Source organism: Nakamurella sp., from assembly GCF_044224575.1.
GTDB lineage: Bacteria > Actinomycetota > Actinomycetes > Mycobacteriales > Nakamurellaceae > Nakamurella.
In genome coordinates this window covers 93,608-106,691 of sequence record NZ_JBGAKE010000017.1, presented here as the reverse complement: position 1 = coordinate 106,691, position 13,084 = coordinate 93,608, and the positions used below count along the sequence as shown (strand labels likewise).

At 71.7% G+C, this 13,084-nt stretch carries 14 protein-coding genes, 1 tRNA gene and 1 pseudogene; 9 read left to right on the top strand and 7 right to left on the bottom strand.

All coding sequences use genetic code 11. The features are described from left to right. Both ACILSK_RS18405 and ACILSK_RS18400 read right to left on the bottom strand, forming a co-directional pair. Positions 1-292: hypothetical protein (locus ACILSK_RS18405; RefSeq protein ID WP_395728630.1), on the bottom strand; the 292-nt coding region annotated here is incomplete at its 3' end. Between the two features lie 120 nt (positions 293-412). After that, a complete protein-coding gene (locus ACILSK_RS18400; RefSeq protein ID WP_395728629.1) occupies positions 413-1,270 on the bottom strand; it encodes a helix-turn-helix transcriptional regulator in 858 nt (285 codons plus the stop codon). A 173-nt stretch (positions 1,271-1,443) separates the two neighbouring features. Between ACILSK_RS18400 and ACILSK_RS18395 the strand changes: the two are divergent. The 4 genes and pseudogenes from ACILSK_RS18395 to ACILSK_RS18380 form a co-directional block, all read left to right on the top strand. After that, positions 1,444-2,253: pseudogene (locus ACILSK_RS18395) on the top strand (SDR family oxidoreductase); the annotation flags it as partial. 331 nt (positions 2,254-2,584) lie between these two features. After that, positions 2,585-2,755 (top strand): hypothetical protein, encoded by a 171-nt coding sequence (locus tag ACILSK_RS18390; RefSeq protein ID WP_395728628.1) that lies wholly within the window; start codon positions 2,585-2,587, stop codon positions 2,753-2,755. A 263-nt stretch (positions 2,756-3,018) separates the two neighbouring features. Further along, the gene (locus tag ACILSK_RS18385; RefSeq protein WP_395728627.1) at positions 3,019-3,303 is read left to right on the top strand and encodes a hypothetical protein; all 285 of its coding nucleotides are present in this window, start codon (positions 3,019-3,021) and stop codon (positions 3,301-3,303) included. 13 nt (positions 3,304-3,316) lie between these two features. Further along, positions 3,317-4,969: a bifunctional 3'-5' exonuclease/DNA polymerase gene (locus tag ACILSK_RS18380; protein WP_395728626.1), complete on the top strand. Its 1,653-nt coding sequence runs from the start codon at positions 3,317-3,319 to the stop codon at positions 4,967-4,969. Here the strand turns inward: ACILSK_RS18380 and ACILSK_RS18375 are convergent. Then, positions 4,910-5,371 carry a hypothetical protein gene (locus tag ACILSK_RS18375; protein WP_395728625.1) on the bottom strand — a complete coding sequence of 154 codons (462 nt, stop codon included), beginning with the start codon at positions 5,369-5,371 and terminating at the stop codon, positions 4,910-4,912. The two genes, ACILSK_RS18380 and ACILSK_RS18375, sit on opposite strands and share 60 nt — an antisense overlap. 279 nt (positions 5,372-5,650) lie before the next feature. On the opposite strand from ACILSK_RS18375, the gene ACILSK_RS18370 reads away from it, so the two are divergent. Beyond that, entirely contained in the window at positions 5,651-6,145 is a 495-nt protein-coding gene (locus ACILSK_RS18370; protein ID WP_395728624.1) for a TIGR03668 family PPOX class F420-dependent oxidoreductase, read from the top strand. Between the two features lie 16 nt (positions 6,146-6,161). On the opposite strand, the gene ACILSK_RS18365 is transcribed toward ACILSK_RS18370, so the two are convergent. Together ACILSK_RS18365 and ACILSK_RS18360 are read right to left on the bottom strand one after the other, a co-directional pair. Beyond that, positions 6,162-6,686 (bottom strand): LURP-one-related/scramblase family protein, encoded by a 525-nt coding sequence (locus ACILSK_RS18365; RefSeq protein WP_395728623.1) that lies wholly within the window; start codon positions 6,684-6,686, stop codon positions 6,162-6,164. A 274-nt stretch (positions 6,687-6,960) separates the two neighbouring features. Further along, a complete protein-coding gene (locus tag ACILSK_RS18360; RefSeq protein ID WP_395728622.1) occupies positions 6,961-7,365 on the bottom strand; it encodes a cupin domain-containing protein in 405 nt (134 codons plus the stop codon). A gap of 173 nt (positions 7,366-7,538) precedes the next feature. Here ACILSK_RS18360 and ACILSK_RS18355 point away from each other — a divergent pair, with 173 nt between their 5' ends. Then, positions 7,539-8,195, top strand: coding sequence for a TetR/AcrR family transcriptional regulator (locus tag ACILSK_RS18355; RefSeq protein WP_395728621.1), 657 nt, complete (start codon positions 7,539-7,541; stop codon positions 8,193-8,195). Positions 8,196-8,291: 96 nt separating this feature from the next. Then, positions 8,292-9,905: a sulfatase-like hydrolase/transferase gene (locus tag ACILSK_RS18350; RefSeq protein ID WP_395728620.1), complete on the top strand. Its 1,614-nt coding sequence runs from the start codon at positions 8,292-8,294 to the stop codon at positions 9,903-9,905. A gap of 19 nt (positions 9,906-9,924) precedes the next feature. Here the strand turns inward: ACILSK_RS18350 and ACILSK_RS18345 are convergent. Together ACILSK_RS18345 and ACILSK_RS18340 are read right to left on the bottom strand one after the other, a co-directional pair. Further along, positions 9,925-9,998: transfer RNA gene (locus ACILSK_RS18345), tRNA-Gly, on the bottom strand. 12 nt (positions 9,999-10,010) lie between these two features. Next, entirely contained in the window at positions 10,011-10,658 is a 648-nt protein-coding gene (locus tag ACILSK_RS18340) for a class I SAM-dependent methyltransferase (protein WP_395728619.1), read from the bottom strand. Positions 10,659-10,909: 251 nt separating this feature from the next. Here ACILSK_RS18340 and ACILSK_RS18335 point away from each other — a divergent pair, with 251 nt between their 5' ends. Both ACILSK_RS18335 and dcd read left to right on the top strand, forming a co-directional pair. Then, the gene (locus tag ACILSK_RS18335) at positions 10,910-12,388 is read left to right on the top strand and encodes an alpha-amylase family glycosyl hydrolase (protein ID WP_395728618.1); all 1,479 of its coding nucleotides are present in this window, start codon (positions 10,910-10,912) and stop codon (positions 12,386-12,388) included. A 71-nt stretch (positions 12,389-12,459) separates the two neighbouring features. Then, positions 12,460-13,041, top strand: coding sequence for a dCTP deaminase (gene dcd, locus ACILSK_RS18330; protein ID WP_395728617.1), 582 nt, complete (start codon positions 12,460-12,462; stop codon positions 13,039-13,041). Positions 13,042-13,084 lie beyond the last annotated feature (43 nt).

The following is a 13,084-nucleotide window of genomic DNA, read 5'->3' as shown; positions in this document are numbered from 1 at the left end:
GGTTGTTGACCAGCTGCTCGCTGGCGCTGCCCTTGGGGCACAGCCGCCCGCGGGAGATCGGCGACGCCGGGTCGCCCTCGATCTGGATGACCTTCTCGCCGGAGACGAACACCTTCTGCCCGCAGCCGACCGCGCAGTACGGGCAGACACTGCGGGCGACCCGGTCCGCAGTGGTGGTGCGGGCGGTCATCTCCTTGGTCTTGTCCGACATCACGGCGGGGCCGCGGCCGAACACGTCGCCCGTGCGGAACTGCCGGATGACCGGCCAGTCCAGCATGCTGCGACGCCCCATGCGCCCACGGTAACCCACCCGCGCTCGGGCGGCCGGAGTCGTTCCCGCCGGGTGGAAGTCCCGGGTGGCGGAGCCGCCGACGTGCCCCGTCGGCACGCCCCGGACCGCGGCGCCGAGCGGTCACGTCGGCGGTGACGTGCGCATCGGCTGCGCCCCGATCACCGCGAGGAGCTGCAGCTTCTCGTAGCTCTCGCTGCCCGGGTCGGCGGTGTAGACCAGCAACCGGTGCGATTGGTCCGGGTCGAGCAGCGACTGGCAGTTCAGCTCCAGCAGGCCCACCTCGGGGTGCCGGAAGCGCTTCACGGCGTCCGGCCGGACGCCCACCTCGTGCCTGTCCCACAGCCCGCGGAACTCCGCGCTCCGGGCCAGCAACAGGTCGGCGTAGGCCGCGGCCCGGGAGCCCGCGCCGCGCCGGGTGGCGATTTCCCGTAGGCCCGAGGCGAACAACCGGGACAGCCCGTCGTGGTCCTGCGGCGCGTACCGCTCCCGGGCCGCCGGGTCGACGAACCAGCGGAAGGGAAAGCTGCGATCCGGGCCGGAATACCGGCTCGCATCCCCGGTGAGCGCGACGCCCAGCGGGCTCTGCCGCAGCGTCTCGCCCAGCTCGGTGACGATCTCCGCCGGGGTGTCGTCGAGCCGGTCCAGGATGCGCAGCAGGCCGGGTCCGATGTGATCACTGGTTGCCCCGCGCGGTGGTGGCTGGTGCCCGGCCAGCCGGAACAAATGGTCCCGCTCGGCCAGCGACAGGTGCAGGCCCTGCGCGATCGACGCCAGCATCTGATCGGACGGTTGCGGACCCCGTTCCCGCTCCAGTCGCGCGTAGTAGTCCGTCGACATGTGGCAGAGCAGAGCCACTTCCTCGCGGCGCAGCCCGTCGGTGCGCCGGCGCGGCCCGCGCGGCAGGCCGACGTCCTCGGGTTGCAGCGTCTCCCGACGCCGTCGCAGGAACGCCGCCAGACCCTCCCGATCGATGTCCATGCCTACCCTTGTACCGGCGGCCGCGCGCCGGAGCCACGGATCGTCGATCCACCCCTCACCGGCCGATGGCGGTTTCTCGGGTAGATCCGGGATCGGCGGATCGACAGTCCCTGGATAGGTGCCCGCGGCGCAGCGACGGTGGAGACACCGACACCACGAGGAGCGACGACACCATGACCCGGACCACGATCGGCATCACCGTCCCCGACTTGAGCGGCCGGCGGGCCGTCGTCACCGGCGCGAGCGACGGGATTGGGCTCGGCATCGCCGGCCGGCTCGCCGCGGCCGGCGCCGAGGTCGTGCTTCCCGTCCGCAATCCCCGCAAGGGCGCCCAGGCGCTGGCGACCATTCGCGATGCGGCGCCCGACGCGGACGTCTCACTGCGGGAGCTGGATCTGTCCTCGCTCGCCTCGGTCGCCGCGCTCGGGCGGACGCTGCGGGACGAGGACCGGCCCATCCACATCCTGATCAACAACGCCGGCGTCATGACGCCCCCCGACCGGCAGGTGACCGCCGACGGGTTCGAGCTGCAGTTCGGCACCAATTATCTCGGCCACGTCGCCCTGGTCCGCGAGCTGATGCCGCTGCTGCGGACCGGCCGGGCCCGGGTGACGTCGCAGGTCAGCATCGCCGCCAACCGGGGCGGGATGCACTGGGACGACCTGAACTGGGAGCGCTCGTACAACGGCACGAAGGCCTACAGCCAGTCCAAGATCGCGCTCGGCCTGTTCGGCCTGGTGGTCAAGGTGCTGGCCGATCGGGGCCTGCTGATCGGCACCGTGGCGTCGGCCGGGTTGCCGGCCGTGTACGCGGTGACCTCGCCGGACGCGGAGGGCGGCCGGTTCTACGGGCCGAGCGGCCCCGGGCACCTGGGTGGCCCGCCGGCCGAGCAGCAGCTGTACTCCCGCCTGCGCAGCCCCGACGACGCCCGGCGGATCTGGGAGATCTCCGAGCAGCTCGTCGACGGGCCGGGCCCGGGTGACGTCGCAGGTCAGCATCGCCGCCAACCGGGGCGGGATGCACTGGGACGACCTGAACTGGGAGCGCTCGTACAACGGCACGAAGGCCTACAGCCAGTCCAAGATCGCGCTCGGCCTGTTCGGCCTCGAGCTGGAGCGGCGCAGCGCGGCCGAAGGCTGGGGCATCACCAGCAACCTGTCCCACCCGGGCGTCGCGGCCACCAGCCTGCTGGCCGCCCGGCCGGAGGTCGGACGGCCCCGGGCCACCCTGGGCGGGCGGGTGGTCAAGGTGCTGGCCGATCGAGGCCTGCTGATCGGCACCGTGGCGTCGGCCGGGTTGCCGGCCGTGTACGCGGTGACCTCGCCGGACGCTGAGGGCGGCCGGTTCTACGGGCCGAGCGGCCCCGGGCACCTGGGCGGCCCGCCGGCCGAGCAGGAGCTGTACTCCCGCCTGCGCAGCCCCGACGACGCCCGGCGGATCTGGGAGATCTCCGAGCAGCTCGTCGACGGTCGTTCCCGGGCCTGACCGCACCCGCCGACCTTCGCCGATTCGCCGGTGGGCGTCGGGCTGGCTGACCTTCGTCGACTCGCGAGTGGGTACGGGGCCGGTTGAATTCCGTCGACTCGCCACATGTGCACCTTCCGCCGGCCGGGGAAGCCGCGTTTGAGGCGAGTCGGCGGTGTCCGAGTCGGTCCGGCGGCCGGGCTGAACTCCGTCGACTCGCCCCATCCGCAGGCTCCGCCGCCCCGGGAGGCAGCGTTTGAGGCGAGTCGGCGCAAGATGGGGGCATGGCAAACCCGTCCGAGCCCGCGGTGCCCGAGCCGCCCCTCGATGCCGACGTCCCGAGCGTGGTCGTTCCGCCGCCGGACTACTCGGCTCAGGGGGTGCCCAGCCTGGATTTCGTCCGCGACAAGATCGAGGGCCGGTTCGCGCAGTCGATCGGCTCGGCCGAGTTGGCCGCCGAGACCCCCGAGGCGCGGTCGGCGGCCGAGCAGCAGCAGGACCGGGAGCAGGCCGCCAAGGACAAGCTGGACGCGATCCGGCGATCGTTGCACGGCGGCGCGGCGACGTGACGACCCGCTGACGGTGCTCGCCTGCGTTCCGCTGCCGGATGGCCGGTACGCCGTCCAGGGCACCACCGACGATGGAGCGCCGAACGGACCACCACGTCGCATCGGGGCCGGCGAGTTGGTCGCCGCCGCGGACGAGCGCTGGTTGTGGGCGTCCACGGTCGACGACTACCCGGCCCTGATCGCGACCGGTCTGCGGGTGCCGCGCTGCCACGACATCGCCGCCGTGGAGCGGATCCTGCTCGGCCGGGCGGGAGCATTTGGTGACCCGGTCACCCCGGCCGCGGTGCTCGCCCGGGCCGCCGGCGAGCCGGTACCGAGCCCGCCGGTCAGGCCGGTCGGCGACGCCCCGTCCCTGTTCGACCTGACCGGTCCCGCCGACGACGGCGTCGATCCGCTCGAGGTGCTGCGGCTCGCCTACCAGGACCAGCGGCGCCGGGCGAATGGCGGCGGTGCACTGTCGCTGCTGCTCGCCGCCGAGAACGCGTCCGCGCTGGCCGCGGCCGAAATGGGGGCGGTCGGCCTGCCCTGGCGGCGAAAGGTGCACCTGGCGGTGCTGGACGAGATGCTCGGCGCGCGGCCCGCGCTCGGCGGCCGTCCGCCGCGCCTGGCCCAACTGGCCGGTGAGATCGACGCCGCGTTCGGGTTTCCGGTCAATCCCGACTCGGCGGTCGACCTGCGAGAGGCGTTCCGCCGGGTCGGGTTCGATATCGAGACCACCCGCTCGTGGGTGCTCAAGGGCATCGATCATCCGGCCGTCGGACCCGTGCTGGCCTACAAGGAACTGGCCCGCCTGCATTCGGCGAACGGCTGGGCCTGGCTCGACCAGTGGGTGCGCCACGACCGGTTCCGCGCGGAATACCTCTCCGGATCGGTGGTCTCGGGTCGATGGGCGACGCGCGGCGGGGGCGCGTTGCAGATCCCGCGGTTGCTGCGGCAGGCCGTCGTCGCCGAGGACGGGTACCGGCTGGTCGTCGCCGACGCCGCCCAGCTCGAACCGCGCGTGCTGGCCGCGATCTCCGGGGACGCCGGACTGCAGGCGGTGTCGGCCAGCGGCGAGTCGAAGGCCGATCTGTATGCCGGCCTCGCCGCGGACGGCTTCGGGGGGAACCGGGCGTCGGCGAAAGTGGCCATGCTGGGCGCGATGTACGGGCAGACCACCGGGGAGGGTGGCCGGCTGGTCGGCACCCTGCGGACGCGCTATCCCGCCGCGATGGGATACGTGGACGGGGCCGCCCGGGCCGGGGAGCGCGGTGAGGTGGTGCACTCCGTACTCGGCCGGGCGTGCCCGCCGCCCGGAACCTACTGGGAGGCCGTCCGGATCGGCCGGCAACAGGACGCCACCGCGGCGGAGCGCAAGCGCGCGGATCGGCTGGCCGGCGACCGCGGCCGGTTCACCCGCAACTTCGTGGTCCAAGCGTCCGCGGCCGACTGGGCCGCGGTGTGGCTCGCCGGACTACGCACCTCGCTGGCCGACGTGGCCGGCGCGGAGCTGGTGTTCTTCCAGCACGACGAGCTGATCGTGCACGCCCCGGCGCCCGCAGCCGGCGAGGTGGCCGGACTCATCGAACGGGCCGCCGACGCCGCCCGCCGGCTGGTGTTCCCCGGATCAGCGGTGCTGACCCCGGTCCGACCGGTGATCGTCGACCGGTACGCCGACGCCAAATGATCGGTGTGGCTGCGCGCCGAGCGCCCACCACGCCAGACCGAACCCGACCAACGGCAGCACCAGGCCGAGCACGGACAGCGCGTCCAGGCTGCTGGTTGCGGACAGGGTGGCCGCGGCATGCCGATGGCCGGCGCCGGCCGGCTCGGCCAGCATGATCAGGTGCAGGACCAGCATGGCCGCACCGCCCAACGTCACCCACACCCAGTCGACGGTGCGCGGCGCGCGCCACAGGTGGGGCACACAATGCAGGCAGACCAGCGCGACCGCAATGGTCAGCAGCGAGAGCCCGGTCGACCAGTGCTGCGCGGCGCCAACCGTGTGCACGAGAGCGCAGGCCACCATCACCGCCGCGGCCGGCCGGGCCACGGTCACCTCCGGTCGACGGGGAATCGTCGGGTGCACATCAGGACAGTAAGGCCGCTCGCCGGCGCCCGCCCGGAATCGTGCGATCCGGCTTCGCCGCGGGCGCCCGCGCTCGGGCAGCTGCCCTGGGTGTGGGCCCGCCCCGGGGTGGCTGCGGAAGTTCGGCCGGGCTGTGACCGGCGGATGTTCCGCGGTCGAGGTTGCGGCGCCCGGGGGGTTCGCGTCGACCGAGGGAATCGGGTGGCTGCGGAAGTTCGGCCGGGCTGTGACCGGCGGATGTTCCGCGGTCCGGTTTTCAGGAGGGCAGACTCTGCTGGCATGCGGATCCCGGCGACGCAGGCGCGCGAGCGATTCCTGTCCTCGCCGATCGCCCGGCTCGCCACCGCCGACCTCGCCGGTGTGCCGCACCTCGTCCCGGTCACCTTCGCCCGTGTCGGCGTCGGCGCCGGTGTCGATGTCAACCGCGGTGACGAGGACGGTGTGGACACAGGGGACGGGAACGCCGGGGATCTGCTCGTCTTCGCCGTCGACCACAAACCCAAGACCACCACCAGGCTGCGCCGCCTGGCCAACATCGCGGCGAACTCCGCGGTGTGCTTCCTGGTCGACGAGTACGACGACGACTGGGCTCGCCTGTGGTGGGTGCGGGCGGATGCGCGGGCCGCGGTGCTGCACGGTGCGCCGCGCGACGCGGCCCTCGAGGCATTGACCGAGAAGTACCGGCAGTACCGCCGGCGGGTGCCGAACGGACCCGTCGTGGGGGCACGGGTGGTCCGCTGGTCGGGCTGGTCGGCCGAACCTCCGGCGGACTGACCGGCGGGCCGGGCGGTCAGCCGTTGCGCTCGTTCTCCACGGAGTCGATGCCGACGGCGGCGGCGATCGCCAGCACCGGGTCCATTCCGTCGGCCTGCACGGCGTACGCGTCGGTGAGCGAGATCCACCGTCGCGTCGTCGTACCCACCGTCCGACCGTCGTGCTCGAAGCTGAATTCGTGGTTCAGCACGTCCCCGTGCAGGTCGATATCGCCCTCTTCGGCGCCCTCGATCCGCCACGTTTCCATGATCGGCGCGAAGGTGGCCTTGCGGATCGTGACGTCGGTGCGGCCCGGCCGGGTGACGGTGAACGTCGGGTGGATGTGCATCGCCGGACGCACCAGTCCGGCCACCTCCGACCCGCCGGCGTCGAGCATGCTCCACCGCGCTCCGGGGAACGCCAGGTGACCCTTGAAGTGGTAGATCTGCGTGTCGGTGGCGTCGTACACCAGGTAGCCCTCGATGCTGGACAGCTTGCGGCGCACCAGGTACGCCCCGGTGGGCAGGCCGGTGACGTCGGGCGCGCTCTGGTGGTGGAACACCGGACCTCCAGGGGATCGATGCGGCGACGCTTCGGTCGGACGATGATCAGCCAAGCACCGGAGCGCAGTGCCGGGCGGGTGGTGCGCGGCGGCAATACCCCTTCGGGTCGGCATTGCACCCGGCCGGGGCCGCGGGCCGCGGCGGTCGTCGCGCAGCGCCACGGTGGTGTTCCCGGGGCGACCGGCCGTTCTCGACTTCACCAGGCCGACGTCGTGCCGGCCGACGACCGGGGGCACCTCGCGGTGCCCCCGGCGTGACGTCACGAGCGGTGGATCACGATTCCATGGGGTAGGGGTGGTTGTCGTCCTGCTCGTAGCAGATCGCGAACGGCTTGTTCGTGATGAACAGCAAGGTCACGTCGTTCACCGCGGTCGCGCCGTGCTCCATCCAGCCACCCTCCGGGAACCAGACGAAGCTGCCGGGCCCGTACTCGCCCTTGTGGGTCTTGAGAACCCCGTCGAGGATGTACATCCCGTGTGCATGCGGATGGGTGTGCCAGGTATTGGTGAAGCCCGCGGCATATCGGATGAGGAAGACCTGCATGCCGGTGTCCGGATCGCTGAACAGCACCTTGACCGGGATCTTGGCGTCGATCTGCGGGACCTCGAGTATGTCCCATGGCATTCGACCGGAGTCGGCGACGGTGAGCTCGATCTGGTTGGACGGGACGGTGCCCATTAATGCTCCTGCCTGTGCGATCTGCGTCGTTGCGGACCCGGCCGGGGTGTCACTGAACCTATGGCGGCGACGTTGCACCAACGTTGCATCCGATCCGGGCACGTCTCATCCTCATCGGGTGATGTCATCGTCAGAACTGACGAAATCATCAGATTCTGTCCTACGCTCGACCCGTGCCCACCACCGAAGTCGCTCGCGCCGGCCGGACCGACCGGCGCAAGACCCGGACCCGCGGGGCCCTGATCGGCGCGGCGCAGCGGATTCTGGCCCGGCGCGGGACCATTGAGGTGGCGGTCCAGGAGATCACCGACGAGGCCGACGTCGGTCTCGGCTCGTTCTACAACCACTTCACCTCCAAGGCCGAACTGTTCGAGGAGGCCGTGCTCGAGTTGCTGTCCGACTTCGGTGCCGCGCTCGACGCCGCCTGTGCCGGCATGACCGATCCGGCCGAGGTCTTCGCGGTGGGCATCCGGTTGACCTGCCGGTTGGCCGGTTCCCAACCGGAGGTGGCCCGGATCCTGGTGATGGCCGGGCCGCAGTTCACCGTGGCCGACCGTGGGCTGGCCCCGCAGGCGTTGCGCGACATCGTCGAGGGCGTCCGGGCCGGGCGGTTCTCCGCGCCGAACCCCGCGCTCGCGCTCGCGGTGGTGGCCGGCAGCGTGTTGGCCTTCGTGCAGATCCGGTTGTCCGGTGCTGCGGGGACCGGCCGGCTGACCGATGAGGACGCCGACGATCTCGCCGCCACCGTCCTGACCACCCTCGGCCTGAACCCGACGGACGCGCACGAGGTCGCCCACCGGCCCCTCCCAATGCTCGCCGCACCCCGCTGACCCCCACCCCGCTGACTCCACCCAGCAGTCCCGCACCGAGCAGTGCCCGTTGTGCAGTCCCCATCGAGCAGTCCCGCACCGAGCAGGGAGACCCCCGTGACCGACCGATCCTTCGGCAGCGCCTCCGGACGACCGAACGTCCTGCTGATCACCACCGACGAGGAGCGCTACAAGCTGCCCAGGCTGGAGGGCTTCAGCCTGCCGGCCCGGGACTGGCTGCACCGGCGGGGCACCTCGTTCGACAACTACTACGTCGCCTCGGCGATGTGCAGCTCGTCCCGGTCGGTGATGTACACCGGCCAGCACGTCACCAAGACCAAGATCTACGACAACGACAACATGCCCTACATCCGGCCACTGGACACGGCGATGGCCACCCTGGGCACCATGATGCAGGCGGCCGGGTACTACACCGCCTACCAGGGCAAGTGGCACCTGTCGAACGCCTACCGGACGCCGGAGAACCCCGATCCGACGGCAAAGGCGTTGCAGCCGTATGGGTTCACCGAGTTCAACGACTGGGGTGACATCGACGGCGGGGCCTGGGCCGGGCTCAAGGTCGATCCGGTGATCGCCGGCCAGGCGGTGAAATGGTTGCGCGAGAAGGCCCCGACGGTGGTCCGCGATCAGCCCTGGTTCATGACGGTCAACTTCGTCAATCCGCACGACATCATGAGCTACGACTACGGCACCACCCGCTCGATCACCCCGCCGCCGAACCTGGCCGAGGCGGTCAAGGTCAAGCCGCCGGCGGAAACCCCGCTGTACAGCAAGGACTGGGACATCGACACGCCGGCCAGCGCCACCGACGACCTGTCCGGTGCCCCGCAGGCGGTGCGCGAGTTCGCCGGCCTGGCCGACGCCATGTTCGGACAGGTGGAGGACCCGAACGACTTCCGGAAGGGGTTGAACTTTTACGTCAACTGCATCCGCGACGTCGACCGCAGCGTCGCCCTGGTGCTCGACGCCCTCGTCGCGTCCGGGCAGGCCGACAACACGGTCGTCATCTTCACCTCCGACCACGGCGAACTGGCCGGCTCGCACGGCCTGCGGCAGAAGGGAAATCTCGTCTATGACGAGAACTTCCACGTGCCGCTGATCATCTGCCACCCCGACGTCGACGGGGGCGCGCGCAGCGACGCGATGGGCTCCGCGGTCGACCTGGCACCGACGATCCTGCACCTGGCCGGGGTCGATCCCGACGAGCTGCGCGACCGGTTCGACGGGCTCGGCGGCCACTCGCTGGTGCCGGCGCTGGACGGCAACGCCACCGGCCGGGAGGGTGTGCTCACCGCGGTCGAATCCGTGCTGACGCTGGACGCCGACTTCTGGCGGGCGTTCGGGTTCGCCGACGTCGGGCAGCGGGTGCAGTCCGGCGAGCTCCGGCCGGACTGGCGCAAGCGCGGGTTCCTGCGCGGCTACACCGACCGCCGCTACACCTTCGGCCGGTACTTCAGCCCGCTGGCGCCCAACCGACCCCGCACCGTCGACGAGCTGCTGGCCGAGAACGACGTCGTGCTCTACGACCGGCTGTCCGACCCGGAGGAGACGGTCAACCTGGCCGTCGACCCGGTCAACCGCGAGCTGGTGGCGACCTACCTGGCCAAACTGGAGGCGCTGATCGACGCGGAGATGGGCCGCGACGACCAGCCGTGGATCACCGAGAAGCCGCTGCTGCTCGGCGCCCCGAAGTGGCGGGGCGACAGCTGAACGGCGGCCGGGCACTGCGTGGAGCGGGCGACGAGAATCGAACTCGCGCTATCAGCTTGGGAAGCTGAAGTTCTGCCACTGAACTACGCCCGCAGGGCCCGTTCACTATACCCGCCGCACGAACTCGGCCCGCCACAGCGGCCCGTCCACCTCGCCCACGAGTACCGGGACGACCCCGCCCACCTCCAGGAGGGCCAGGTCGTCCCGGCTCAGCGGGAACGGCGGCGGCTGGGTGGGCACCCCGGTGTCCCGGAACTGCACGACGAACAGCGTCCCGCCTGGGGTCAGCAGCGAGGCGACCCCGCGGGCGGCACCCGCCCGTGGCGGGTTCGGCATCGCCTGCAGGGTGTGGATCTCCACGACCAGGTCGAACGCGCCGACCAGGTCGTCCGGCAGCTGCAGCAGGTCGGCCACCCGGTAGGTCACCGCCGACCCGGGGTGCCGGGCCCGGGCCTGCTCGACGGCCGTCGGCGAGAGGTCGAACCCGGTCGTGGTCCAGCCCCGCCCGGCCAGGAACTCGGCGTCCGCACCGAGGCCGCAGCCGACCACACACGCGCGCGCCGGTTCGACCGCCGGCCGTTCATCGATCCACCGGCGCAGCAACGGGTGCGGGTCCGTGCGGCTCCACGGCATCTCGATCGTGCCGGCCGCGCCCTCGGCGTAGAGCCGGTCGAACCAGGCCGTCGGCTCACCGGCGGAGTAGGCCTGCGCGGAGAGTTGGTCGGCCCGCCGCGCCCAATCCCGGTTCGTCACGCGGTCGAACCTACGCGCAGGCCCGAACCGGGCCCGCGCACCGCGGCCGGCCGCGGTCCACCATCGATGCCGACCCGGGCTGTTCATCTCGGCGCGGCGCGCCCGAATCACCAGGTGCCCGGCCGACGTGATCAGCCCGAGGCGCGCCACGGGGCCCGGGACGGCGAGCCCCGCCGATCGAGTGACGCGAGACCGTGGCACCCTCGCTCACAATGGGGTGCCACGTTCAGATCGAGGAGCCGGAGTCGCCGATGACCACCCGCCTGGCCCAGAGCGCGCACCCGGTCATCTACGAGATCAACACCTGGCCCTGGCTGCACGAGCTCGGTCGCCGGGACGGTTCGACGATCGACCTGGGCACCGTCCCGGACGCGACGTGGGACGAGCTGGCCGCCCTCGGCATCGACGCGGTCTGGTTGATGGGGGTGTGGCGCCGCAGCCCGGCGGGGATCGCGATCGCCCTGACCGACCCGGACCTGACCGCATCGTTCGACGCCGCCCTGCCGGGCTGGGCCGCAGAGGACGTGGTCGGCTCGCCCTACTGCGTGCGCGATTACGTCGTCGACGACCGGCTGGGCGGTCCGGCCGGCCTGGCCGCCGCCCGGGCCGCGCTGGCCGCCCGCGGCGTCGGGCTGATTCTGGACTTCGTGCCCAACCACGTCGCACCGGACCACCCCTGGACCACGCAGCACCCCGAGCGGTTCGTCACCGGCACGGAGACCGACCTGGCCGCCGATCCGAAGTCGTTCCTGCGGGTCGGCGACACCGTGCTGGCCAACGGACGCGACCCCTACTTCCCGGCCTGGCCGGACGTCGTCCAGTTGAACGCCTTCGAGCCCCGGCTGCGGGCCGCCGCCATCGACACCCTGAACGACATCGCCGAGCAATGCGACGGCGTGCGCTGCGACATGGCCATGCTGATGATGAACGACGTCGTCACCCGCACCTGGGGCGACCGGGTCGGCCCGGTGCCGGATGCCGACTACTGGCCGACCGTCATCCCTGCCGTGCGCGTCGCCCACCCGGCCTTCCGGTTCCTCGCCGAGGCCTACTGGGACCTGGAGTGGGCTCTGCAGCAGCAGGGTTTCGACTTCTGCTACGACAAACGGCTCTACGACCGGCTGGAGCACGGCCCGGCCGCCCAGGTGAACGGGCATCTCTCCGGCGACGTCGGATACCAGCAGCGGCTCGTCCGGTTCGTGGAGAACCACGACGAGCCGCGGGCCGCCACCGCCTTCGCCGGGCGGGCACCGGTGACCGCCGTCGCGGCGCTGACCCAGACCGGCGCCCGGCTGATCCACGACGGGCAACTGCAGGGCCGTCGGACCCGGTTGCCGGTGTTCCTCGGCCGGTTCCCCGACGAGCCCGTCGACCCGGCCGTTGCCGGCTTCTACCGGGCGTTCCTGCCCGTGCTCGCCGATGCCACCTTCCACCAGGGCCGATGGCAGCTCGCCGAGCGGTCCGGCTGGTCCGGGTCCGGATTCGACAACCTGGCCGCGTGGTGCTGGGACGGCGACACCCGCTGGCTCGTCGTGGTCAATCTGAGCGGCGGGCCGGTGACGGGTCAGGTGCGGGTCCCGTTCGACGACCTGCACGGGCACACCTGGCGGCTGGTGGATCCGACCAACGACGTCGTCTACGACCGTCACGGCCACGACCTGGTCGACGGGTTGTTCGTCCGGCTCGGCGGATGGGACTGGCACCTGTTGCGGATCGAGCACGCCGGCTGACGACCGGGGCGGGACCGGTCGGACAACGCCGGGTGATCGCGCTGCGGCTCGGCCGAATAGAGTGCGCGCTTATGCTGCTGTCCGACCGGGACCTGCTCGCGGAGATCGACGCCGGCTCCCTGGCGCTCGACCCGTTCGATGCCACGCTGATCCAACCGTCCAGCATCGACGTGCGGTTGGACCGCTTCTTCCGGGTGTTCAACAATTCGCGGTATACGCACATCGATCCGATGACCCAGCAGGACGACCTGACCAGCCTGGTCGAGGTGGACGGTGACGACGCCTTCGTCCTGCATCCCGGTGAATTCGTGCTGGGTTCCACCTTCGAGTTGGTGACACTGTCCGATTCGTTGGCCGGCCGGCTGGAGGGCAAGTCCTCCCTGGGCCGGCTGGGCCTGCTCACTCATTCGACCGCCGGCTTCATCGACCCCGGCTTCACCGGGCACATCACCCTCGAGCTGTCCAATGTGGCCAACCTGCCGATCACCCTGTGGCCGGGGATGAAGATCGGTCAGCTCTGCCTGTTCCGGCTGACCTCGCCGGCTCTGCACCCGTACGGCTCGGCCGAGGCGGGCTCGCGGTACCAGGGGCAGCGGGGGCCGACCCCGTCGCGGGCCTACCTGAACTTCCGTCGCGACGACACGAAGCGCTGACCCGGCCCGCCCCCCGCGGGTCGGACCGTTGGTGCGGCGTTCG

What these genes read in the sequence shown, in the direction of transcription:
- ACILSK_RS18400 (WP_395728629.1), bottom strand. Translation starts at nt 1,270, where the DNA reads ATGGACATCGATCGGGAGGGTCTGGCGGCGTTCCTGCGACGGCGTCGG.
- ACILSK_RS18385 (WP_395728627.1), top strand. Translation starts at nt 3,019, where the DNA reads ATGGCAAACCCGTCCGAGCCCGCGGTGCCCGAGCCGCCCCTCGATGCC.
- ACILSK_RS18370 (WP_395728624.1), top strand. Translation starts at nt 5,651, where the DNA reads ATGCGGATCCCGGCGACGCAGGCGCGCGAGCGATTCCTGTCCTCGCCG.
- ACILSK_RS18360 (WP_395728622.1), bottom strand. Translation starts at nt 7,365, where the DNA reads ATGGGCACCGTCCCGTCCAACCAGATCGAGCTCACCGTCGCCGACTCC.
- ACILSK_RS18335 (WP_395728618.1), top strand. Translation starts at nt 10,910, where the DNA reads ATGACCACCCGCCTGGCCCAGAGCGCGCACCCGGTCATCTACGAGATC.
- dcd (WP_395728617.1), top strand. Translation starts at nt 12,460, where the DNA reads ATGCTGCTGTCCGACCGGGACCTGCTCGCGGAGATCGACGCCGGCTCC.